We start from the raw sequence: 22,422 nt of genomic DNA on the forward strand, positions 1-22,422 counted from the left end.
CGGGCCCTCGCGCACAGCGCCCGTACGGCCTGGTTGAAGCGCTCCTGCGACGGCGGCTCGGCCGGACCCAGCAGGCGCAGCTTCAACTCGGCTCGCGCCTCTGCCAGTTCGTCCTTCTCCGGGTGCCGCACCGTCTCCAGCAGACCCGGCACCCCGGCCGCGTCCGGCGTCAGCACGGTCGCCGCCGCCACCGTCGGGAACGCCGCGCGGAAGGCGTCCTCGGACAGCCCGCTGGTGTTGGCCACCGCGTACGGCTTCTCGCTGGCCAGGAACTCGCTGATCACGCTGGAGACATCGCTGATCAGCAGGTCGGCCGCGTTGAAGCAGGAGTACAGCCCGGGCCGGGTGTCCGTGATGACCTGGTGCTCGCCCTCCGGCAGCGAAGCCCAGTAGGCCTCCTCCCAGGCGGCGGTCGCCCGGGCCACCGCCTCCGCCCGGCCCGGCTCCGGCGCCGACTGCACCAGCATGCGCTCCACCGTGTCGGCCCCGGGCCGGAAGTCGGACGTGGTGAGCCGGTCCAGTTCGGCGGTGCGCCGCGCCAGTTCCGCCCCGGCCGGGGGACGCGGCACCGCCCGCTCCCGGTTCGCCGCCCGGATCAGCTCCCGGATGCGCAGGTCGGCCGCGCCCGCGCGCGGGTCCACCGACCCGGTCAGCGGATGCGGCTTGTACAGCACCCGCACGCCCGGTTCGGCGAGCAGCGCCCGCACCAGGTTCTCGCCGGCCGCGATCACCGAGGTGTTGCCGGGGTTGCCGTCCCAGCCCTCCCAGGTCGGCGCGTACAGGACGGTCGCGCACGCCCCGGCCGGCGGACCCGCGTAGGGCAGCACCCCGTCAAGCTGCGGGCGGCCCGTCTCCACCACGTCCTTGTCCTCGACACCCACCTCGGCCAGTGCGTACCGCTCGCGCGCGGCGGGACCGGCCACCCACACCTCGTCGTACGCCTTCGCGTACGGGTTGCACGAGGACAGCTTGTCGCTCTCGCCGTGGTTGACGAAGGTGTGCTTGATCGTGGGGATGCGCAGCACCTGGGAGGTCTTGCCGGAGTTCGAGGGGTGGATGAGGACCTGGAGCGTGGAGTGCTCAAGACGCATCAGCGTGGACACCTTCGGCAGGCACACGACCGGGATGTCCGTCGCCGCGATCTTCTGCACCATGAACCGCTCGCGCAGCACGATGACCGGCCGGCCGTCCAGCCTCGCCAGCGGCTCCAGCCACATGTTCGCCTGGTAGGCCGAGGAGGCGCCGCCGGAGAAGTACAGGCCGACCGTCGGCCGGTAGGAGGCCAGCCACGCGTCGAACCACTCCAGCACCCGCTGCTCGTCGGCCGGCCGGCGCCCCGGCAGCAGCCGCAGCAGCAGCGCGCCCAGCCCGGTCACGGCCAGCAGCAGGGACAGCGCGACGCCCGCGGCCGCGTGGACCGGCCGGTCGCCCGCCGCGCCGGCCAGCAGTCCGGCCGTCGCCGGCAGGCCGAACACCAGCAGCCGCAGGCCGGGGCGGCGCAGCAGCACGGCCGGGGCCGGGGACAGCCGCAGCGCCGAGGCGTCGATGTTGCGGGTCACCACCGGCAGCGTGCGGGTGCGGCGCACCAGCGCGGAGACCGCCTGGATCGCGCAGTGCAGCGCGTAGAACGCGAGCAGCCCGCCCACCAGCGGTGCGTACACCGTCTCCCGGTCCTGCTCGCCGAGCCGCAGCAGCGCCACGACCAGCAGCAGGTCCCGCAGGACGTGGCGCACGGTGCTGTCGGCGTGCGACTTGGCGAACAGCGCCAGCACACCGCGCTGCCAGCGGTACAGGACGCCCTCGACGGCCAGGGACACGAGGGTCGCCGCGAGCAGCAGCGGGACGTGGGGCAGCAGCGCCGCGACCGCCTGGGCGGCGAACGCGGCGGCCAGGACGACGGTGACCAGCCCCTTCAGAAGGGCCGGCGGGCGGAGAAGAGGTACGGGCACTGCGGTCACTCCCAGAGCGTCGGTTCGGCGCGAGGTCGGCCGTCCGGGTTAACGCGCGGCTACCTCCGGACGACACGCGCGTGTCCTCGGGCCGGGAGGGCCTCCGCGCCCCGCCGCGCCGTCGGACCGTCGCGGAACAATCCGTTCCTGTCGTGGGGCGGACCCGAAGCGCGACGTCCACGCTCCTGTGACCCCGTCCGCACCGTCCGTAGCGTGGACCGGCTCCGCGTCCTGCCCGCGCGTCCCGTAGATTGCCTGGTGAGGGACTGGAGCGCAGCGAGGGGACGGGCGGCGACGTGGCAGGGGCAAGGCAGGCCGTGGGCGAGGCCCGCAGGATCGTCGTCAAGGTCGGGTCCTCCTCGCTGACCACCGCCTCGGGCGGCCTGGACGCGGACCGCGTGGACGCGCTGGTCGACGTGCTCGCCAAGGTGCGCAGCGGCGGGGAACGCGAGATCGTCCTGGTCTCCTCGGGCGCCATCGCCGCCGGACTCGCCCCCCTGGGCCTGCGCCGCCGCCCCAGGGACCTGGCCCGCCAGCAGGCAGCCGCCAGCGTCGGCCAGGGCCTGCTGGTCGCCCGCTACACCGCCTCCTTCGCCCGCTACGGCGTCCGCGTCGGCCAGGTGCTGCTGACCTCCGACGACATGAGCCGCCGCGCCCACCACCGCAACGCCTCGCGCACCCTGGACAAGCTGCTGGCGATGGGCGCCTTCCCGATCGTCAACGAGAACGACACCGTCGCCACGGACGAGATCCGCTTCGGCGACAACGACCGTCTCGCCGCCCTGGTCGCCCACCTCGTCCACGCCGACCTGCTGGTGCTGCTCTCCGACGTGGACGGCGTCTACGACGGCGACCCGGGCAGGCCCGGCACCTCCCGCATCGCCGAGGTGCGCGCCCCTTCCGACCTCGCGCACGTCGAGATCGGCAGCGCGGGCAAGGCCGGTGTCGGCACCGGCGGCATGGTCACCAAGGTCGAGGCCGCCCGGATCGCGGCCGCCGCCGGCGTCCCGGTCGTCCTCACCAGCGCCGTGCACGCCGCCGACGCCCTGACCGGCCAGGACACCGGCACCTTCTTCCACCCCACCGGCCGGCGCTCCGCCGACCGGCTGCTGTGGCTCCAGCACGCCTCCACCCCGCAGGGCGCCCTGACCCTCGACGACGGCGCCGTCCAGGCCGTCGTGGAGCGCCGCAAGTCGCTGCTGCCGGCCGGCATCGCCGCCGTCGAGGGCGACTTCACCGCCGGCGACCCGGTCGAGCTGCGGGACGGCACCGGGCACGCGGTGGCCCGCGGGCTGGTCAACTTCGACGCCAAGGAGATCCCGCGGCTGATCGGCCGCTCCACCCGGGAACTCGCCCGCGACCTCGGGCCCGCGTACGAACGCGAGGTCGTACACAGGGACGACCTGGTGGTCCTGCACCCGTAATGGGGCGAAACGTCCGCCCCCGGTGGTGGACGTTCCGCAAAACCGCCACGCGAACCCTTGCGGCCTGCTCAACTTTGTCCCAGGGAACTGTTCCGCAGCCGCGCCACTGACAGCGCCACTGACCGAAGGAGGCCGTCGTGAGACGAGTGCGCCCTGGGACGCCGGCGTCCCGTGGTGGTACCGGCTCCCGCGCGGCCGGCGAGGAGCGCGCCCTGGCCAGCGTGGCGGCCGGAGACCGGTTCGAGGGCGGGGAACCCGCGGACACCCCGCGCCTGTGGCACGTCACCCTCAGTGTCTCCGGCAAGGAGGCCCCGCTCCCCGAGGTCCGGCGCGCCCTGGAACAGCTCGCCCACGACCACCCCTTCCTGCTGACCAGCCGCTACGCCGTCGACCACGCCGAGATCCGCTACTGGGAGGAGGCCCGCGACCTGCACGACGCGGCCGCCGTCGCCCTGCGGCTGTGGGGCGAGCACCGGCAGACCGCCGGACTGCCGCCCTGGGAGATCGTCGGCCTGGAGGTCATCGACCGCGCGACCTACCACCAGCGCGTCGCCGAGGGGTACGGGCCGCCCCCGGCCTCACCCGTCGGAGTCCACCCGTTCTGACCCGGCCCGGCATCGGGTCTCGCGGGGTGTCCCGGAGTGTCTCGGGGTGTGGAACGCGCGAGGAACACCCCCGCCCGGCGCACTACCCTTCCCTCATGACCACGCTCTCGCCGTACGACTCGATGTCCCCGGTCACCGAGGCCGCCTACCGCGCCAAGGCCGCCGCCGCGAGCCTCGCGCCGCTGCCGCGGGCCGAGAAGGACGACGCGCTGCTCGCCATCGCGGACGCGCTGGAGGTCCGCACGAGCGAGATCGTCGAGGCCAACGCCGAGGACGTCGCCAGGGCCCGCGAGGCCGGCATCAGCGAGGGCATGATCGACCGGCTCACGCTCACCCCCGAGCGGGTCCGCGCCATCGCCTCCGACGTGCGCGACGTCGCCGCGCTGCCCGACCCGGTCGGCGAGGTCGTCCGCGGCTCCACGCTGCCCAACGGCATCGACCTGCGCCAGGTGCGCGTGCCGCTCGGCGTCGTCGGCATCATCTACGAGGGCCGGCCGAACGTCACCGTCGACGCCGCCGCCCTCTGCCTGAAGTCGGGCAACGCCGTCCTGCTGCGCGGCTCCTCCTCCGCGTACCGGTCGAACACGGCCCTGGTGCGCGTGCTGCGCGACGCCGTGGGCGGGGCCGGGCTGCCCGCCGACGCCGTCCAGCTCGTCCCCGGCGAGAGCCGCGACAGCGTGCGCGAGCTGATGCGCGCCCGGGGCCTGGTCGACGTGCTCATCCCGCGCGGCGGCGCCTCGCTGATCAACACGGTCGTCCAGGAGTCCGTCGTCCCGGTCATCGAGACCGGCACCGGCAACTGTCACGTCTACGTCGACGCGCAGGCCGACCTCGACATGGCCGTCGAGATCCTGATCAACTCCAAGGCCCACCGGGTCGGCGTCTGCAACGCGGCCGAGACCCTCCTGGTCCACCAGGACATCGCCGCCGCGTTCCTGCCGCGCGCCCTGGACGCCCTCGCGGAGGCCGGGGTCACCGTCCACGCCGACGAGCGCGTCATGGCGTACGCCGAGGACTCCAAGGCCACCGTCGTCGAGGCGACGGCCGAGGACTGGGAGACCGAGTACCTGTCGTACGACATCGCCGCCGCCGTGGTCGACTCCCTGGACAAGGCCGTCGAGCACATCCGGCTGTGGACGTCCGGCCACACCGAGGCCATCGTCACCACCTCCCAGCAGGCGGCCCGCCGCTTCACCCAACTGGTCGATTCCACGACCGTCGCCGTCAACGCCTCCACCCGCTTCACCGACGGCGGTCAGTTCGGCTTCGGCGCGGAGATCGGCATCTCCACGCAGAAGCTGCACGCCCGCGGCCCCATGGGCCTGCCGGAGCTGACCAGCACGAAGTACATCGTGACCGGCGACGGGCACGTCCGCCGCTGACCGGGCGCCGGGACGCCGGGTCACCCGAACGCCGGGACGGCGCAGGCGCGTGCGCCGGGGGCGGACCACCCGGTCGCGCGCCGTGCGCAGGCGCGGGCGAGCCGTCTCGACCGGCGGATGAATTTCCATACCGTCTGCCCAAAATGACCCCTCAGGTCTACTCTGGATGCGTGCCGGAGGACGTGGGGGGCACGCCGTTTCCGGACGGCCGGGAGCCCGACGACGACCACGACCGCGGGGTGTCGGACGAAGAGTTCGCCTCCGTGGTCTTCGACGAGGCCTTCGTACGCGCGGCCGTGGTGCACGAGCCGACCGCCGTGGAGCGTCTCCTGGCCGCCGCGCAGGCGAGAGCCGAGGCCTCCGAGGCGGAGGCCGCCCGCCGCGCCCACCTCAGGGGCGAGCGGTACGACGACGGGTACGGCCCGGACGGCCCCGGCGCCTACGGCCGTGATCCGGACCTGGACGACCTGGACGAGCCCGGCCTCCTGGAGGACCACTACGGCGACGGTGGACCGTACTCCAAACAGGTGCGCTGGCATCGCCCGGTCGCCTGGCTGCTCGCCCTCGTGATGGGGATCGGCATGGTCGCGCTCGCCTTCACCGCGGTCTACCGCGGGGCGTCCTCGAACCGCGAGGGCCCCGTGCCGCCGCCCGCCTCGACCGGGCTGGAACAGGGTGGCGGGGCGGCCCCCTCAGCTTCCGCCGACTACTCCCAGCCGGCCGTCTCGGTGATCCCGCGCACCCCCTGACCGGAAGCCGCCCATTGGCGAGAACCTGTCAAAACTTGTGGAGCAGCCCGGCGTTTACCCGGGCTCGCGGCGACCTACCCTGAAGATATGGGCGGGTTTGGAGACCCACCTGAGGGGACACCCGAGGGCGCTCCCGGAGGTGGCGAGGACGAGTACCGATCCGTCGTCTTCGACGAGTCGTTCGTCCGTGCTGCCCGTCTCCAGGAGTACTCCGCGCAGGAGCGCATCGCCGACCACGCGCCCGCCGTGCGCCCCCGCCCGCCCCTGCGCCGGGGCCTGTCCCGGCAGGCACTGGTCCTCGTCCTGCTGATCGCCGTCGCCTTCGGCACCGCGATCTACATGGGCGTGCGGCACCCCTACCAGGGACCGGCCGCCAGGGAGCCGGCCGAGCCGCTGCGGATGACCGTCATCCCGCTCGCGCCCGAGGGCAGGGTGCCCGGCACGGCCGACCCGGCGTACCTGTACGCGCACAGCCCCGCCGCGCAGTTCAAGACCGGCGCGGAGGGCGTGCCGCTGCCCCCCTCGCGGCGTACCGCGCACTTCTCGGACAGCCAGGTCGTGACCGCACTGTCCACGGCCAAGGACTACGTCGTCCGCTCCGCCCTCGACCCGGACGTGATCACGGGCGGCGAGATCCGCGCCGTGCGGGTCCTGCTCGACCCCGACCAGCTGGACCAGTTCGACCAGAGCTTCGCCCGCCCCACCGCGGACGGACGGCACGCGCCCACCGGCTGGCTCGTGCGCTTCGACCCCTCCCGGGCCGAGCTGGCCGACCGCCGGGTGCGCGTCCAGGGCACGCTCCAGGCGGCCGAGACCGACGCGTCCACACTGGAGGTCACCGCCGATCACACGTTCGTGTACGCGCTGCGTCCCGCCGGGGCCGGGGACGAGGCCGCGGTGTCGCTGTTCACCGTCCGGCGCGAGCTGCAGTTCCGCTTCGACCGCGACGACCTCCGCCTGCACCAGGCCCAGCTGGTCGTCTCCTACGTCCAGGCGGGTCCGCTGTCCTGCGCCGAGGACTCCACGCACCACCTGCGGCCCCTCCTGGCCGGCCAGACCGCCAAGGAGGGCGGCCCCGCCGGCACCGACCCCTACGCGACGGGCAGCGCCACGGCCCTGTGCGGCTCCCTGGCGACGAGCGCGCAGCCGAAGGTGTGAGCGCCGGCCCGCGGGACACGGACGCGTTCCGAGGCCTTGAGGGAGCGGCTCACCGGTCGTCGCGCGGCGGCGCGTCGTCCCCCCGGCTGTCCGACGGACCCGGCGGCTGAGAGCCCCCGGGCGGCCTCGGGCCCGAGTTCGTGAAGCCGCCGAAGCCCCGGCGCACCCGGTCGCCGAGGTCGCCGGCGCCGCCCGCCAGGTCCGTGACCAGCTTCATCAGCGGGTCCTTCGAGCTCTTGACCTGCGTGCTGTAGTGGTTCGCCGACTCGCGCCAGGAGTCCCGGACCGAGGTGTCCTTGTCCTCGTCGCGCCGCGGGTAGTGGCCGTCCATGATCCGCTGGTAGTCCCGCGACTCGGCCCACTTCTTCAACTCGGCCGCCCGGACGGTCGTGAACGGGTGGGAGCGGGGCAGCACGTTCAGGATCTTCAGCACCGAGTCGCGCAGGTCACCGCCCGCCTCGTACTCCTCGGCCTGGGCGAGGAAGGCGTCCACGTTCATCTCGTGCAGGTGGTTGCCGCCCGCGATCTTCATCAGGCCCCGCATGGACGCCTGCAGGTCCTGCCCGACCAGCAGCCCCGCCCGGTCCGCCGACAGCTCCGACTTGCGGAACCACTCCCGCAGTCCGGTGACGATCGCCATGATCGCGAGGTTGCCCAGCGGGATCCAGGCCACCCGGACGGCCAGGCTGGTCAGGAACAGCAGGATCGTCCGGTAGACCGAGTGGCCGGACAGGGCGTGCCCCACCTCGTGGCCGACGACCGCCCGCATCTCCTCCTCGTCGAGCAGCTCGACCAGGCCCGTCGTCACGACGATGATCGGCTCGTCCAGGCCGATGCACATCGCGTTGGGCTGCGGGTCCTGGTTCACGTACATCGGCGGGACCTTCTCCAGGTCCAGGATGTGGCAGGCGTCGCGCAGCATCGCGTTCAGGTGGGCGAACTGCTGGTCCGAGACCCGTACCGAGTCGGACAGGAACAGCAGCCGCAGGCTGCGCTCGGGGAGCAGGCCGCTGAGCGCCTTGAACACCGTGTCGAAACCGCTCAGCTTGCGCAGCGCCACCAGGGCGGAGCGGTCGGCCGGGTGCTCGTAGGCCCGCGAGGAGATCCCGGGGAAGCGCCTGCGCTGCCGGCTCGGCACCTGCTCGTGCCCGTCCTGGTCGTGGCCGTCGGACATGTCTTCCCCCATGTGCGTCTGGATGACCTTTGCGGCCCCTTGTGCGGCCCTTTGCTTCCCCGAGGCTGAGGCCAGCCTAGGCGGAGTTACGGTGGTCGGGCAGTACAGCGAAGGGAACCACCGTCATGGAGCACCACCCCGCCGCCTGGCTCGCCGAGGCCGCGAGCGCCGCCGACCGGCAAGGGGGACCGGGGGTCCTCCGGATCGTTCTGCTCGTGATGATCGTGGGCTGCGCGGTGACCGCGTGGTTCCTGCTGCGTGGCTACAGACGGAAGGACGACTGAGGCAGCGCGAAGGTTCCCCCCACCGGGTTCCGGGACCGGGCCGGTGCGAGCGCGTGCTTGGGTGCCGCGGGGTTTCGGGGCACGAACAGGCGGAGTCGGGGTGATCGCGGCCGAGGCGCCCGCTTACGATGAGCCGACGTCTTTAACCCGCCCACACGCGATAGGTCCTGCCGAAGATGAGCTTCCACAGCGCCGCTGCCCAGTTGGTCACCCTCGCCGCCGAGGGCGAGGAGCACGGCGGAAACCACGAGAGCCTCAGCCCGTACCTCACCGGTGGCGCCGCCCTCTTCATCCTGCTGCTCCTGCTGTGGATCACCACGCGCTTCAACCGCGACCGCTGAGTCCGGCCGGGCACCCCGCGGAGGGTGCCCCGGGGACCACGGGGGCGGCCGGAGCCCTCAGGCGGGGCCGGTAGGGTCTGCACGCATGGGAGAGCAGGACATGCCTACCGGTCCGGCGAACGAGACGCCGCACGACCCGGCACCGGACACGGCGAGCGGCACCGAGCGACACTCGGCGCCCCGCCGTGCCGCCACGGCGACCCGCCAGATCGACGGCCCCGGCAAGAGCCCGGCGCGGCCGGGCAAGCGCCGCCTGGGCGTCATGGGCGGCACCTTCGACCCGATCCACCACGGGCACCTGGTGGCCGCCAGCGAGGTCGCCGCGGCCTTCCACCTCGACGAGGTGGTCTTCGTGCCGACCGGCCAGCCCTGGCAGAAGAGCCACCGCAGTGTCTCCCCGGCCGAGGACCGCTATCTGATGACGGTCATCGCGACCGCCGAGAACCCGCAGTTCTCCGTGAGCCGCATCGACATCGACCGCGGCGGACCCACCTACACCGTGGACACCCTGCGCGACCTGCGCGCGCTCAACCCGGACACCGACCTGTTCTTCATCACCGGCGCCGACGCCCTCGCCCAGATCCTGACCTGGCGGGACTCGGCGGAACTGTTCTCCCTGGCGCACTTCATCGGGGTGACCCGGCCCGGCCACCACCTCGACGACACCGGACTTCCCGAGGGCGGCGTCTCGCTCGTGGAGGTCCCCGCCCTGGCCATCTCCTCCACGGACTGCCGTGCGAGAGTCGCCAAGGGGGACCCCATCTGGTACCTGGTGCCGGACGGAGTCGTGCGCTATATCGACAAGCGCGAGCTGTACCGCGGCGAGTGAGCCGAGAGGGGCACCGGTGAACGACCGATACGACGCGGGGGCCGCGGGCTACGGCGCCGACCAGTACGAACTCGTCGGCTACGACGAGTTCGGACAGCCGGTCTACCGGCAGGTCCAGGCCCAGCAGACCCAGCAGCAGAGCTACGACCCGTACGCCCAGCAGCACCAGCAGGGCTACGGCTACGACCCCTACGCCACGGGCGGGCAGCAGCAGCCGCCCGCGTACGACTACGGCGCCGGACAGCAGCAGCCGGCCGCCCCGTACGGCTACGACCCGTACGCCTCCGGACCCCACCAGGACGGCCGGCCGCAGGGCGCCGCCCACGACCCGTACGGGCAGGCCCCGGCGCGCGTCGCCGAGCAGACCGACCGGCAGACGGCGCACATCCCTCAGCAGGCCGGCCCGGCGGCGGAGGAGCAGGACACCGACCCGGAACAGGCCGACCGGGAGTACCACACCGAGCAGTTCGCCTTCGTCGAGGAACCGGACGACAACTCCGAAGACGTCATCGACTGGCTGAAGTTCACCGAGAACCGCACCGAGCGCCGCGAGGAGGCCCGCCGCCGCGCCCGCAGCCGGATCGTCGCCCTGGCCGTCGTCCTCGCGCTCGCCGCGGCCGGCGGGGTCGGCTACCTCTGGTACGCGGGCAAGCTGCCCGGCCTGTCCTCCGACGACTCCGCGACGGGCACGGCGACGGCCGCCGGCGCCCAGAAACGGGACGTCATCGTCGTCCACCTGCACGACACCAAGGGCGACGGCACCGCCACGGCCCTCCTCGTCGACAACACCACCACCCAACGCGGCACCACCGTCCTGCTGCCCAACTCGCTCGCGCTGAGCAGCGACGACGGCACCACGACGACCCTCGCCAAGTCGGTCGAGGACGACGGCTCCGACGGCACCCGCGACGCGCTCGACGCGGTCCTCGGCACCGACATCCAGGGCACCTGGCGCCTGGACACCCCCTACCTGCAGAACCTCGTCGACCTCGTCGGCACCATCGACGTCGACACGAACGCCGACGTCCCCGACCCCGCCGCGAAGAACGAGGGCGAGGCCCCCCTGGTCAACAAGGGCCGCGACCGGACGCTCAGCGGCAAGATGGCCGTCGCCTACGCCACCTACCGCGCCCCCGGCGAGTCCCAGAACGCCCAGCTGGAGCGGTTCGGGCAGGTCATGCAGGGCGTGCTGCGCAAGATGTCCTCCGACCCGGGGGCCGCGACCACCACCATCCAGACCCTGGCGCAGATCCTCGACCCGTCCCTGACCGACAAGGACCTCGGCACGTTCCTGGCCCGGCTCTCCGACCTCGCCAAGGGCGGCGACTACCGGACGGACCTGCTGCCCGTGCAGAGCGACGGCACGCTCAGCGCCCAGACCGGCGCCGGGATCGTCAGGAACGTCCTCGGCGGCACCGCCAAGAGCCCCGACAAGGACGCCGCCGTCAGCGTCTTCGTCCAGAACGCCACCGGCGTCGAGGACAACACCGAGAAGGCCCGCGTGGTGCTCCTCAACGGCGGCTTCACCTTCCTGGAGGGCGGCACGGCGGGCGCCCGGTCCACCTCGAAGGTCGTCTACGCCGACGCCGCCGACAAGACGAACGCCACCGAGGTCGCCAAGACGCTCGGGCTGCCCGAGAGCTCCGTCGCCCAGGGCAGGATCTCGGCGAGCGCCGACGTCGCGGTGGTCCTCGGCCAGGACTACGAGCCCGCCTCCGGATAGGCGGCGGGAACCGGCCCCCCAGGTGATCCGCGTCATCGCGTGGGGGGCGCCCGGCGGACCGTGAGACCCTTGAGGGCAAACGACCGCCGACCGAAAGCCTTGTAGTGACCGTGACCGACCGCTCCCAGGAGCTCATCACCACCGCCGCCCAGGCGGCCGCCGACAAGCTGGCGCACGACATCGTCGCCTACGACGTCAGTGACGTGCTGTCCATCACGGACGCCTTCCTGCTGGCCTCCGCGCCCAACGACCGCCAGGTCAAGTCGATCGTCGACGAGATCGAGGAGCGCCTCCAGAAGGAGCTCGGCGCGAAGCCGGTGCGCCGCGAGGGCGACCGCGACGCCCGCTGGATCCTGCTCGACTACGTCGACATCGTCGTCCACGTCCAGCACAGCGAGGAGCGCGTCTTCTACGCCCTCGAGCGGCTGTGGAAGGACTGCCCCGAGCTCGACCTGCCCGAGGACGCCAAGGCCACGCGCGGCAAGGCCGAGCAGCACGCCAAGCTGCAGGCGGCCGAGGAGGCGGCACAGCTGGACGGAGACTGGCGGTGAACGCCTTCAGCGAGGCCGCCACACCGGGCCGGGGCCGCCGCATCATCCTGTGGCGGCACGGCCAGACCTCGTGGAACGTGGAGCGCCGCTTCCAGGGCACCACCGACGTCGAACTCACCGAGACCGGTGTCGCCCAGGCCCGCCGCGCCGCCCGGCTGCTCGTGGGCCTGAAGCCGGACGCGATCATCGCCTCCGACCTCAGCCGGGCCGCGCGCACGGCCGCCGAGCTGGCCGCCCTCACCGGCCTCGACGTCACGTACGACGAGTCCCTGCGCGAGACCTACGCGGGTGTCTGGCAGGGCCTGACGCACGAGGAGATCATCGCCCGGCACGGGGAGGAGTACGCCGCGTGGAAGCGCGGCGAGCCCGTGCGCCGGGGCGGTGGCGAGCTGGAGACCGAGGTGGCCGACCGTGCCGCCCCGGTGGTCCTGCGGCACGCCGACAAGCTCCCCGAGGACGGCACGCTCGTCGTGGTCAGCCACGGCGGCACGATCCGCACGACCATCGGCCGGCTCCTCGGCCTGCAGCCGCACAACTGGGAGAGCCTCGGCGGACTCTCCAACTGCTGCTGGTCCGTGCTCGGCGAAGGCGCCCGCGGCTGGCGGCTGCTGGAGCACAACGCCGGCACGCTGCCGGAACCGGTGCTGGGCGACGACGACTGACCCCGGATTTCACTTTCCGGCAGGTCGCAGGCTAAAGTTCTTCTTGTTCGCCCGGCCCGCCGGGAAGGAACACGAGGGGCTATAGCTCAGTTGGTAGAGCGCCTGCATGGCATGCAGGAGGTCAGGAGTTCAATTCTCCTTAGCTCCACGTCAAGATCCCGTTCCCGTCCAGGGGGCGGGATTTTTCGTGCCCCGGGTTGAGTCACTCGGGCCTGCTGAGGCGTATACCTCTACGGTCGCGACGCGTGCCGTGTCCGGACTGGTACTGCGGCGTCGCTGACCGTATTGGTCCGGCCGTGGCAGAATCAAACGGCCGGAAGGGGGCGCGGCCCGACGGGAGGAGCACCGATGCCTGCGAGCATCCTCGAGGAGGTCGACCACCTCCTCGGAGCGGCGTTGACAGGGGACATGTCCACCCGCCTCAGCTGCCCTTCCTGCGGTTCCGCGCACGTGGCCCAGATGCTCGGCGACAACGGCGGGATCTCCTACGTGTGCACGGCCTGCGGCCACAGCTGGAGCTGATCGATGGGTGCCCACAGGCGGAAGTGCGACTGGTGCGGCAGCGGGACTCCGATCGTCCGCGACATGGAGCCGATCAATCCCGACTACCAGTACTGGTGCGAGGAGTGCGCGCGGGCGCTGATCATAAAAGGCGACCCGATCGAGACGTACCGCGAGCTGGAGGGCGAGCCGATCTACGGCCGGCTTCTGGAGGAGCACTGCACGCTCAAGCGGTTCTACTCGTTCGTGACGGCCTGAGAGGCGAAGGTGCGGCAAAGCGGTCATATCGGGCAAGGGGAAATCGATTTGGTGTTGGGCCCGCAGGACCAGTAAAGTTGGCGTCGCCGCCGGGGAAACCCGGAAGGCAACACCGCAAGGGGCTATAGCTCAGTTGGTAGAGCGCCTGCATGGCATGCAGGAGGTCAGGAGTTCAATTCTCCTTAGCTCCACAGCAGATGAGAAGGCGGGCCATCCGATCGGATGGCCCGCCTTCTCGTTGTGCCCACGCCCGTTTCCCGTGCCGGGTACGCGTACGGCGGGCTCTCCCGCAGGAGAGCCCGCCGCAGGTCCGCTCAGCGGCCGAGAGCGCGGCGGCCGCGGCCCTGGGAGAGCACCGGGAGGTTGCGGGACGGGGCCTGGCCCCGGGTGTCCTCCTCGATGCGCAGGGCCAGCGCCGGGCAGCGGCGCACCGCACGGAGAGCCTTGGCCTCGGCGTACCGCGGCACCTGCGCCTGGGCCACCGTCGGGAAGCCGTCGGCGCCCAGCTGGAACACCTCGGGGAGGATGTCCGCGCACAGGCCGTGGCCCCGGCACAGCGTCCAGTCGACGTAGATCTTCTGGCGGCTCGGGCCGTTCTCCTCGGACTCGCCGCCGCCCGGGATGCCCGTCGGGGCCCTGCCGCCCTCGAACAGCGGCAGAACGCCCTCCACGCGCCGTCCGCAGCCGTTGCCGAGGACATGGGCCGCGAGGTCGTCGGTGAACGCCTTGATGGTCGACTCCAGGAACATCGCGGAGCCGTCCGGGTGGGAGCAGGCGCCGCGCCGCTTCACGTTCTTGGCGACCTGCTTGAGCGCCTCCAGGGCGGCCGGGCCGCCGCCGTTGAGGATGTCCTCCATGCCGCGCGCGGCGGCCGGCAGGCCGAGGTAGCAGGGGCCGCACTGGCCCGCGCTCTCCTCGGCCAGCCACTGGGCGACCCGCAGCGACTCGCCCAGCGGGCAGGTGTCCTGACTGATCGGCAGGATCGCCCCGGCGCCGAGGGAACCGCCCACCGCGTCCAGGGAGTTGCGCGAGACGATCGCCTCGTTCACCGTCGCCGCGTCGATCCACTTGCCGTGGTAGCCGCCGGTGAGCACGCCCTGCGGCACCGGCGGGGCGCCGGCCAGCTGCAGGACGTAGCGCAGCGGTACGCCCGTGGGGACCTCGATCACCATGGGCCGCGCGACCGCCCCGGAGACCGTGAGCATGACCGTGCCCGGCTCGTCGTACAGGCCGGTGTTGCCGTAGCGCTCCGGGCCGATGCGGGCGGCGATGGCCAGCTGGGCGAAGGTCTCGGCGTTGGACAGCAGCGTGGGCGCGCCGCCGACGCCGTTCTGCGAGGCGCTGACCTTGCGGCCGGGCGGGACGGCCGGGCCGCCGTCGATCGAGCGGATCAGCGACGCGGCGGCGCCGGTGACCATGCGGACCGGGTTGCGCTGCACGCGGGCGCGCAGTGCGGAACGGCGGCCGTTGCTGAGGCCGCGTTCGGCGAGCGCGGCCTCCATGGAGCGCTGGGTCGACTCCCGGGTGACCCCCACCACGAGCGTGCGGGCGCCCAGGGCCTCGGCGCACAGCAGAGCGCCGTCCAGGATGAGGTGCGGGGCACGGTTGATGAGCACCGTGTCCTTGCGGCAGGCCGGTTCGTCCTCGCTGCCGTTGACGACGACGACCGGCCGGACGCCGCGCTTGATCGCCGCTTCGGCGACCGAGCGCAGCTTCTTGTGGAAGGGGAAGCCCGCGCCGCCGCGGCCTCTGAGGTTGATGCGTTCGGCGAGCTGCGCGAGCTGCTCTCCGCCCATCGGCTCGAGCGGCCCGTGCACCTTCAGGTGCATGGGCAGATCGAGCCGATCGACAAGGTCGAAGCCCGACGTGAGCTGGGGAAGACCGACGACGCGGACTTCGGGTACGTCGGGCAGGGCCTCGTTCACTTAAAGCCTCCGGAAGGCGTGTTCCAAGGTTCGCCCGATCCCGGTGCGTCGAAGTCGTAGGACGCACCGGGCAGTGTTTCAGTGGCGGGACCGCTGTTGTACGTGTCGTTCGGGTAGTACGTGTCGCGAACCGCGTTCGTCTCACCCGTGTCGTACACGTCACTCGATCCGTAACCGGAGACGCCTGGATTGCCATAGGCCGGGATGCTTTGTCCTGCGTCCCGCACGGGGTCGTAGGGCGGGATGTTGAAGCCGGTGTCCTGGAGCGGGTCGTAGGCCGACGGCGGGGCCTCGCCGACCGGGGGCGGGGACGGGATCGGCCAGTTGCCGGAGGTGCTGGAGGGGCCGTCCACGGTCGGGATGGTCTCGGTGGGCTGCAGATCCAGCGGAAGTTCCATGCTGGTGGTCGGCCCCGGCGCGTAGGCCTGCTCCACCGGCGGGCCCGAGACGGCGCGGTAGGCCGCGGCGAAGCCGTTCGCGGACTCCTGGGGTGCGGGGCGTTCGGCCCTCTCGTACCGGGGGGCGGAGGCGGACGCCGCGGCCGCCGCGCGGACTCCCCGGCCCTCGTAGCCGGGCAGTGCGGAGCCGGCGCCGGCCCGGGCCCGGCTCTCCTCCAGGTCGCGGCGGCCCTGGCCCTCACCGGGGCCGATGAGCGCGGCGACCCGGTCGGCGACCTTGCGCTTGACCGGGCGCGGAGCGGCGCGCAGGGCGAGGGCCGCGGCCACGCCGAGCAGGGACAGGCAGTACAGGACGACGAAGATCGGCTTGGCCGCGCGACCCGCGTAGAGGCCGTGCACGAGGGCGGCGCACCAGGCCGGGTAGGCCAGCATGTGCATGGCGCGCCAGCGGGCCGCGACCGGCGCGGGGGAGGCGAAGCGGTTGCGCAGCACGCCGGTGACGCCCACGAAGATCATGAGCATGCCCGCCAGAGTGCCCAGGCCGATCAGGAACGACCGGCCCGCGACCAGCTCCTCGTCGGTGAACAGCAGTCCGAAGGGGATCACCGCGGCGATCCACGACGTGTGGGACAGCGCCAGCTTCACGCCGATGTGCACCAGCAGGAAGGCGATCGAGGCGACGGCCGTGGTCCGGTGCACGGCCTGCGCCAGGATGCGCCGGCGCGCGTCGAGCAGGATCCGGTCCTGGGCGACCAGACCCCAGATCACCGAGCAGGTCAGGCACACGAGGGACAGCACGCCCGCGCCGAAGTTGAGGAACTCGGCGAAGGAGTCGTCTGCCGTGGAGTCGTTGGGGTTCACGACCTGCCTCCCCACATCCCGGCGACCGGGGGGAGTGAGGGGGTACTGCGATGAGGGTTCATGGGGGCAACTCCGAGCGGTTCGGGAAAGCGGTCCCGCTGCCGCACTCTAAGCGGAGCCATACCGATGGGTAGGAGGTTTGAGTTATTGCGTTGTTATCAAAGGACAATGCGGTTGTTGCGATGTCCCTTAGCTACTGTTACGCGAAGTAACTCTTGACCTTGGTTCAGCTTTGCGAGTGTGGGATCGAGCGTCGAGGGGCCCGTCCGAAGCGCGTCGCGGCGCGCTGAGGGCCTGCGGTACCCTAACGCCATGCGTGCCGTACGCCTTCTGCTTAGCGGGCCGCGCTGATCAGTCCCGGCCACCGGGTGAGTCGAGTGGCCGGAATCGGCGCGGCGTCCCCTCCTGTGCGAGGGGATTTTTCGTTTCTCGACGACACAGCCGCAGGCAGAGACGATCGATGGAGCTTTGAGGATCATGAGCGAGACGAACCCCGCTGCCACCTCCGAGGTGGCCGCGCCGCACCGCTACACGGCCGCCATGGCTGCCGAGATCGAAGCACGCTGGCAGGACTTCTGGGACGCGGACGGCACCTACGCCGCGCCCAACCCCAAGGGTGACCTGGCGGGCGACCCGGAGACCGTCGCCCGGCCCAAGAAGTTCATCATGGACATGTTCCCGTACCCCTCGGGTGCGGGCCTGCACGTCGGCCACCCCCTGGGCTACATCGCCACGGACGTCTTCGCCCGCTTCCAGCGGATGACCGGCCACAACGTCCTGCACACCCTGGGCTTCGACGCCTTCGGCCTGCCCGCCGAGCAGTACGCGGTGCAGACCGGCACGCACCCGCGCGTGTCCACCGAAGCCAACATGGAGAACATGAAGGCCCAGCTGCGCCGGCTGGGCCTGGGCCACGACAAGCGCCGGTCGTTCGCCACGATCGACCCGGACTACTACAAGTGGACCCAGTGGATCTTCCTGCAGATCTTCAACTCCTGGTACGACCACGACGCCCGGCGGGCCCGCCCGATCGCCGAGCTGATCGAGCAGTTCGAGTCCGGTGAGCGGCCCGTCCCCGGGCACACGCGCGCGTGGAGCGAGCTGAGCGCCGCCGAGAAGGCCGACGTCCTGGGAGAGTTCCGGCTGGCCTACGCCTCCGACGCGCCGGTCAACTGGTGCCCCGGCCTGGGCACCGTGCTGGCCAACGAGGAGGTCACCGCCGACGGCCGCTCCGAGCGCGGCAACTTCCCCGTCTTCAAGGCCAAGCTGCGCCAGTGGAACATGCGCATCACCGCCTACGCGGACCGGCTGCTGGAGGACCTGGACGCGCTGGACTGGCCCGAGGCCATCAAGCTGCAGCAGCGCAACTGGATCGGCCGCAGCGAGGGCGCCCGCGTCGACTTCCCCATCGACGGCGAGCGCATCACCGTCTTCACCACCCGCCCCGACACCCTGTTCGGCGCCACCTACATGGTGCTGGCGCCCGAGCACCCGCTGGTGGAGAAGTTCACCCCGGCCGCCTGGCCGGAGGGCACCCACGAGGTGTGGACCGGCGGCTACGCGAGCCCGGCCGAGGCCGTCGCCGCCTACCGCGCGCAGGCCGCGTCCAAGTCCGACGTGGAGCGCCAGGCCGAGGCCAAGGACAAGACCGGCGTCTTCATCGGCGCCTACGCGACCAACCCGGTCAACGGCGAGCAGGTCCCGGTCTTCATCGCCGACTACGTGCTGATGGGCTACGGCACCGGCGCGATCATGGCCGTCCCGGCCCACGACACGCGCGACTTCGCCTTCGCCCGCGCCTTCGAGCTGCCGATCCGCTGCGTGGTCGAGCCGACCGACGGCCGCGGCACCGACCCGTCCACCTGGGACGACGCCTTCTCCTCCTACGACGCGAAGATCGTCAACTCCGCCGGCGCCGGCGTCTCCCTGGACGGCCTGGGCGTCGTCGAGGCCAAGGCCCGCATCACCGAGTGGCTGGAGAGCCAGGGGGTCGGCGAGGGCACCGTCAACTTCCGGCTGCGCGACTGGCTGTTCAGCCGCCAGCGCTACTGGGGCGAGCCCTTCCCGATCGTCTACGACGAGGACGGCATCGCCCACGCGCTGCCCGAGTCGATGCTGCCGCTGGAGCTGCCCGAGGTCGAGGACTACTCGCCGCGCACCTTCGACCCGGACGACGCCGACACCCAGCCCGAGACGCCGCTGTCGCGCAACGAGGACTGGGTCAACGTCACGCTGGACCTGGGCGACGGGCCGAAGAAGTACCGGCGTGAGACCAACACCATGCCCAACTGGGCCGGTTCCTGCTGGTACGAGCTGCGCTACCTGGACCCGCACAACAGCGACAAGCTGGTCGACCCGGAGATCGAGCAGTACTGGATGGGCCCGCGCGAGGGCCAGCCGCACGGCGGTGTCGACCTGTACGTCGGCGGCGCCGAGCACGCCGTGCTGCACCTGCTGTACGCGCGCTTCTGGTCCAAGGTCCTGTACGACCTGGGGCACGTCTCCTCCGCCGAGCCGTTCCACAAGCTGTTCAACCAGGGCATGATCCAGGCCTACGTGTACCGCGACAGCCGCGGCATCGCGGTGCCGGCCGCCGAGGTGGAGGAGCGCGACGGCGCGTACTACCACCAGGGCGAGAAGGTCAGCCGCCTGCTGGGCAAGATGGGCAAGTCCCTGAAGAACGCGGTCACTCCGGACGAGATCTGCGCCGAGTACGGGGCGGACACCCTGCGCCTGTACGAGATGGCCATGGGTCCGCTGGACGTCTCCCGGCCGTGGGACACGCGCGCGGTGGTCGGCCAGTTCCGGCTGCTGCAGCGGCTGTGGCGCAACATCGTCGACGAGGCGACCGGCGAGGTGACCGTCGTCGACGCCGAGGACGCCGACGTCGATGAGGACACGCTGCGCGCCCTGCACAAGGCGATCGACGGGGTGCGCGGGGACCTGGAGGGCATGCGGTTCAACACCGCCATCGCCAAGGTCACCGAGCTGAACAACCACCTGACCAAGGTGGGCGGCCCCGTGCCGCGCTCCGTGGCCGAGCCGCTGGTGCTGATGGTCGCGCCGCTGGCCCCGCACATCGCCGAGGAGCTGTGGCGCAGGCTGGGGCACACCGACTCGGTCGTCCACCAGGACTTCCCGGTGGCCGACCCGGCGTACGTGGTCGACGAGACCGTGACCTGCGTCGTGCAGATCAAGGGCAAGGTCAAGGCGCGGCTGGAGGTCTCGCCGTCGATCTCCGAGGACGAGCTGGAGAAGGTCGCGCTGGCCGACGAGAAGGTCGTCGCCGCACTGGACGGGGCCGGGATCCGCAAGGTGATCGTGCGCGCGCCGAAGCTGGTGAACATCGTTCCGGCGTGAGCCACACGGCGTCCGGGCGCACTCGGGGTGTCCCCTAGTGGTCCTCTACGGGCAGGTTCGGGGTTTTTCTGGAACTCCGGGCCTGCCTGTTGCGTTTACCGTGGAAGAGCGATGTGAGGTGCCGTGGCGCCCTGAGGAGGAGCCCTTGTGGAAGCAGTGATCGCAGTCTTCGCCCTGCTCTTCGTGCTCCTGGTCGCGCTCGGCGCGTACGCCACCGTGAAGGCCGTCGGCGCCGCCAAGCGCGGCGTGGACCGCGGCATCACCCAGGCCCGGCGCACGGTCGAGGACCACACCCTGCGGGCCAAGTCCTTCGCCCAGCCCGGCGCCGCGGGTGAGCTCGCCCAGCTGCGGCTGAAGCTGCGCACCTCCATGCGCGCCACCCAGGACGCGCTGAACGCGGCCGTCGTCGAGGACGAGTCCGTGAAGGAGTCCATCGGCCTGTTCCAGCGGCTCAGCGTGCACGGCCACGAGCTGGACGGCGAGCTGAAGCGCCTGGAGTCCGAGCCGGACCGCACCGCACTGCGCGAGCGCCTGCCCCAGCTGCGCGAGCGCACCGAACGCATCACGCAGTCGGCGGACGCGCTGCGCTGGGCGGTCCGCGACCGCGCCCGCCGCTTCGCGGGGGACGACCTGGACACCCTCAGCGCGCAGATCGACGTGGAGGCCGGCGCCCTGCGGCACTGGACCACGACGGACCCGCCGTCCGCCTCGGCCTCCGCCTCGCCGTCCGCCTCCGAGCCGTGGCCCGAGGCTCCGGCCGCCAATGCTCCCGCGGCTGGGCAGACCTGGCCGGAGACCTCGCAGCCGGACCCGGAGCGGGAGCCGGACCGGCCCGCCATCTCCCCGGCGGCACCGCGTCCCGCCTACCCCTGGCAGAAGAAGCCCCGCCCCGAGAGCACCACTTGATCCCGCCACGCGTGGGACAGGGCGCGGGGTCCGGGCTGCCACACGGGCATGACGGCAGGTAACCTCCAGCTCATGTCCCGCCATGTCGCGATCGTCACCGATTCAACGGCCTACCTGCCGGCCCGGACGATGGAGCGCCACGGCATCGCGGCGGTCCCGCTGACGGTGGTCCTCGGTGACCGCGCGCTGGAGGAGGGCACCGAGATCTCGACGCGCGCCCTCGCCCAGGCTTTGCAGAAGCGTCGGCCGGTGACGACCTCGCGTCCCGGCCCGGCGGTGTTCGAGGAGACCTACCGCAAGGTGGCCGAGTCCGGCGCCACCGGCATCGTCTCCCTCCATCTCTCCGCCGAGCTCTCCGGTACGTACGACGCGGCCGTGGTCGCCGCGCGGCGGGCGCCCGTGCCCGTGCGGGTCGTGGACACCGGCATGATCGCGATGGCGCTCGGTTTCTGCGCGCTCTCCGCGGCGGAGGCCGCCGAGGCGGGCGGCACGGTGGACGAGGCCGTCACCGCGGCGGAGAAGCGCGCCGCCGGCACGTCCGCCTACTTCTACGTCGACACCCTCGACTACCTGCGCCGCGGCGGCCGGATCGGCGCCGCCCAGGCCCTGTTGGGCTCCGCGCTCGCGGTGAAGCCGCTGCTGCAGCTGGCCGACGGCCGTATCGAACCGCTGGAGAAGGTGCGGACCGCGTCCAAGGCGATCGCCCGGCTGGAGGAGATCGCCGCCGACCGGGCGGGCAGCGCCCAGGTCGATGTCGCGGTCCACCACCTCGCCGCCCCGGACCGGGCGTCGGCCCTCGCCGACCGGCTGCGGGGGCGGTTGCCCGGGCTGGCGGATCTGCATGTCAGCGAGGTCGGGGCGGTGATCGGGGCGCATACGGGGCCCGGGCTGCTGGGGGTCGTGGTTTCGCCGCGGTGAACGTTGCGGTGGGGCTTTCCGCAGGGGTGACGGGGCTCCTCTGAAGCGTGTCGGTGCTCCTCCTGCCACCCGTGTGGGTGGCGGAGTTGTCCACAAGCGGACGGTTGTCCCCGGGAATTGGCCATGATCATCGCGGGTGGGACGGAGTGTCCGATCCTCGTCGCATGGCACTTCGATCACGTTCACGCACAGCTACCGCGACCAGTGGGCCGGGCCGGGGGCCCGCGTCCGACGGACGCGTCCGTCACCGCCGGCACCGGCCGGTGGCCCGTGGCCGGGCCGGGCACCCCTCCGGGGACGAGCTCCGCCGTCGGGCGGAGGCGATGTTCGCGGAGCGCCCCGAGCCCGTGAGGCGGGCCGACCCCGGGGAACGGGCGGGGGAGCGGCGGGAGTCGGGGCAGGGGCCGCCTGGTTCCGGGGGCGACGCCGGGGCCCGCCCCGCGCCCCAGCCTGAGCCCGGGCCC

The 22,422-nt window shown here is 72.2% G+C and carries 20 protein-coding genes and 2 tRNA genes; 18 read left to right on the plus strand and 4 right to left on the minus strand.

Features of this window, described 5'->3' with window-relative positions; all coding sequences use genetic code 11:
- Window positions 1-1,949: hypothetical protein (locus RIN80_RS18655; RefSeq protein ID WP_309096739.1), on the minus strand; the 1,949-nt coding region annotated here is incomplete at its 3' end.
- A gap of 317 nt (window positions 1,950-2,266) precedes the next feature.
- Between RIN80_RS18655 and proB the strand changes: the two genes are divergently transcribed.
- The 5 genes from proB (at window position 2,267) to RIN80_RS18680 (ending at window position 7,267) form a co-directional block, all read left to right on the plus strand.
- Complete coding sequence (proB, locus tag RIN80_RS18660; RefSeq protein ID WP_309096756.1) at window positions 2,267-3,373, plus strand: glutamate 5-kinase; 1,107 nt, start codon at window positions 2,267-2,269, stop codon at window positions 3,371-3,373.
- Between the two features lie 146 nt (window positions 3,374-3,519).
- Window positions 3,520-3,978: a hypothetical protein gene (locus RIN80_RS18665; protein ID WP_375141733.1), complete on the plus strand. Its 459-nt coding sequence runs from the start codon at window positions 3,520-3,522 to the stop codon at window positions 3,976-3,978.
- 95 nt (window positions 3,979-4,073) lie between these two features.
- Window positions 4,074-5,360, plus strand: coding sequence for a glutamate-5-semialdehyde dehydrogenase (locus RIN80_RS18670; protein ID WP_309096741.1), 1,287 nt, complete (start codon window positions 4,074-4,076; stop codon window positions 5,358-5,360).
- Window positions 5,361-5,503: 143 nt separating this feature from the next.
- Window positions 5,504-6,109 (plus strand): hypothetical protein, encoded by a 606-nt coding sequence (locus tag RIN80_RS18675; protein WP_309096742.1) that lies wholly within the window; start codon window positions 5,504-5,506, stop codon window positions 6,107-6,109.
- Between the two features lie 87 nt (window positions 6,110-6,196).
- The gene (locus RIN80_RS18680) at window positions 6,197-7,267 is read left to right on the plus strand and encodes a hypothetical protein (protein WP_309096743.1); all 1,071 of its coding nucleotides are present in this window, start codon (window positions 6,197-6,199) and stop codon (window positions 7,265-7,267) included.
- A 49-nt stretch (window positions 7,268-7,316) separates the two neighbouring features.
- On the opposite strand, the gene RIN80_RS18685 is transcribed toward RIN80_RS18680, so the two are convergent.
- Entirely contained in the window at window positions 7,317-8,441 is a 1,125-nt protein-coding gene (locus tag RIN80_RS18685; RefSeq protein ID WP_309096757.1) for a M48 family metallopeptidase, read from the minus strand.
- Between the two features lie 125 nt (window positions 8,442-8,566).
- Between RIN80_RS18685 and RIN80_RS18690 the strand changes: the two genes are divergently transcribed.
- The 10 genes from RIN80_RS18690 to RIN80_RS18735 all read left to right on the plus strand — a co-directional run bounded on the left by RIN80_RS18690 (window position 8,567) and on the right by RIN80_RS18735 (window position 13,781).
- On the plus strand, window positions 8,567-8,725 hold the full coding sequence (locus RIN80_RS18690; RefSeq protein ID WP_309096744.1) for a hypothetical protein: 159 nt from the start codon (window positions 8,567-8,569) through the stop codon (window positions 8,723-8,725).
- Between the two features lie 176 nt (window positions 8,726-8,901).
- Window positions 8,902-9,066: a hypothetical protein gene (locus tag RIN80_RS18695; RefSeq protein ID WP_309096745.1), complete on the plus strand. Its 165-nt coding sequence runs from the start codon at window positions 8,902-8,904 to the stop codon at window positions 9,064-9,066.
- A gap of 85 nt (window positions 9,067-9,151) precedes the next feature.
- A complete protein-coding gene (gene nadD / locus RIN80_RS18700; RefSeq protein WP_309096746.1) occupies window positions 9,152-9,895 on the plus strand; it encodes a nicotinate-nucleotide adenylyltransferase in 744 nt (247 codons plus the stop codon).
- Window positions 9,896-9,911: 16 nt separating this feature from the next.
- Entirely contained in the window at window positions 9,912-11,618 is a 1,707-nt protein-coding gene (locus RIN80_RS18705; RefSeq protein ID WP_309096747.1) for a LytR C-terminal domain-containing protein, read from the plus strand.
- 104 nt (window positions 11,619-11,722) lie between these two features.
- Window positions 11,723-12,169 carry a ribosome silencing factor gene (rsfS, locus tag RIN80_RS18710; RefSeq protein WP_309096748.1) on the plus strand — a complete coding sequence of 149 codons (447 nt, stop codon included), beginning with the start codon at window positions 11,723-11,725 and terminating at the stop codon, window positions 12,167-12,169.
- Window positions 12,160-12,831, plus strand: coding sequence for a histidine phosphatase family protein (locus RIN80_RS18715; protein ID WP_375141734.1), 672 nt, complete (start codon window positions 12,160-12,162; stop codon window positions 12,829-12,831). The genes rsfS and RIN80_RS18715 overlap by 10 nt, the downstream gene beginning before the upstream one ends.
- Before the next feature lie 75 nt (window positions 12,832-12,906).
- Window positions 12,907-12,979 (plus strand) — tRNA-Ala (locus tag RIN80_RS18720).
- 200 nt (window positions 12,980-13,179) lie between these two features.
- Window positions 13,180-13,353, plus strand: coding sequence for a hypothetical protein (locus tag RIN80_RS18725; protein WP_309096750.1), 174 nt, complete (start codon window positions 13,180-13,182; stop codon window positions 13,351-13,353).
- A 3-nt stretch (window positions 13,354-13,356) separates the two neighbouring features.
- A complete protein-coding gene (locus RIN80_RS18730) occupies window positions 13,357-13,590 on the plus strand; it encodes a hypothetical protein (RefSeq protein ID WP_006136074.1) in 234 nt (77 codons plus the stop codon).
- 118 nt (window positions 13,591-13,708) lie between these two features.
- A tRNA-Ala gene (locus RIN80_RS18735) sits at window positions 13,709-13,781 on the plus strand.
- A 123-nt stretch (window positions 13,782-13,904) separates the two neighbouring features.
- Here the strand turns inward: RIN80_RS18735 and RIN80_RS18740 are convergent.
- Window positions 13,905-15,515 carry an NADH-ubiquinone oxidoreductase-F iron-sulfur binding region domain-containing protein gene (locus tag RIN80_RS18740; RefSeq protein ID WP_309096751.1) on the minus strand — a complete coding sequence of 537 codons (1,611 nt, stop codon included), beginning with the start codon at window positions 15,513-15,515 and terminating at the stop codon, window positions 13,905-13,907.
- Window positions 15,512-16,774, minus strand: a complete 1,263-nt coding sequence (locus RIN80_RS18745) for a cytochrome b/b6 domain-containing protein (RefSeq protein ID WP_309096752.1) — start codon at window positions 16,772-16,774, stop codon at window positions 15,512-15,514. Before RIN80_RS18745 ends, RIN80_RS18740 begins: the two co-directional genes overlap by 4 nt.
- A 477-nt stretch (window positions 16,775-17,251) precedes the next feature.
- Between RIN80_RS18745 and leuS the strand changes: the two genes are divergently transcribed.
- The 3 genes from leuS to RIN80_RS18760 all read left to right on the plus strand — a co-directional run bounded on the left by leuS (window position 17,252) and on the right by RIN80_RS18760 (window position 21,958).
- Complete coding sequence (leuS, locus tag RIN80_RS18750) at window positions 17,252-20,134, plus strand: leucine--tRNA ligase (RefSeq protein WP_309096753.1); 2,883 nt, start codon at window positions 17,252-17,254, stop codon at window positions 20,132-20,134.
- Window positions 20,135-20,281: 147 nt separating this feature from the next.
- A complete protein-coding gene (locus RIN80_RS18755) occupies window positions 20,282-21,040 on the plus strand; it encodes a hypothetical protein (RefSeq protein WP_309096754.1) in 759 nt (252 codons plus the stop codon).
- 72 nt (window positions 21,041-21,112) lie between these two features.
- On the plus strand, window positions 21,113-21,958 hold the full coding sequence (locus tag RIN80_RS18760) for a DegV family protein (protein WP_309096755.1): 846 nt from the start codon (window positions 21,113-21,115) through the stop codon (window positions 21,956-21,958).
- Window positions 21,959-22,422 lie beyond the last annotated feature (464 nt).

Origin of the sequence: Streptomyces sp. (genome assembly GCF_031181705.1) — a bacterium.
GTDB lineage: Bacteria > Actinomycetota > Actinomycetes > Streptomycetales > Streptomycetaceae > Streptomyces.

Coding starts and splice junctions, on each gene's coding strand:
- RIN80_RS18690 (WP_309096744.1), top strand. CDS start 8,567: ATGGAGCACCACCCCGCCGCCTGGCTCGCCGAGGCCGCGAGCGCCGCC.
- RIN80_RS18680 (WP_309096743.1), top strand. CDS start 6,197: ATGGGCGGGTTTGGAGACCCACCTGAGGGGACACCCGAGGGCGCTCCC.
- leuS (WP_309096753.1), top strand. CDS start 17,252: ATGAGCGAGACGAACCCCGCTGCCACCTCCGAGGTGGCCGCGCCGCAC.
- RIN80_RS18730 (WP_006136074.1), top strand. CDS start 13,357: ATGGGTGCCCACAGGCGGAAGTGCGACTGGTGCGGCAGCGGGACTCCG.
- nadD (WP_309096746.1), top strand. CDS start 9,152: ATGGGAGAGCAGGACATGCCTACCGGTCCGGCGAACGAGACGCCGCAC.
- RIN80_RS18695 (WP_309096745.1), top strand. CDS start 8,902: ATGAGCTTCCACAGCGCCGCTGCCCAGTTGGTCACCCTCGCCGCCGAG.
- RIN80_RS18670 (WP_309096741.1), top strand. CDS start 4,074: ATGACCACGCTCTCGCCGTACGACTCGATGTCCCCGGTCACCGAGGCC.
- RIN80_RS18675 (WP_309096742.1), top strand. CDS start 5,504: ATGACCCCTCAGGTCTACTCTGGATGCGTGCCGGAGGACGTGGGGGGC.
- RIN80_RS18685 (WP_309096757.1), bottom strand. CDS start 8,441: ATGTCCGACGGCCACGACCAGGACGGGCACGAGCAGGTGCCGAGCCGG.
- RIN80_RS18725 (WP_309096750.1), top strand. CDS start 13,180: ATGCCTGCGAGCATCCTCGAGGAGGTCGACCACCTCCTCGGAGCGGCG.
- RIN80_RS18760 (WP_309096755.1), top strand. CDS start 21,113: ATGTCCCGCCATGTCGCGATCGTCACCGATTCAACGGCCTACCTGCCG.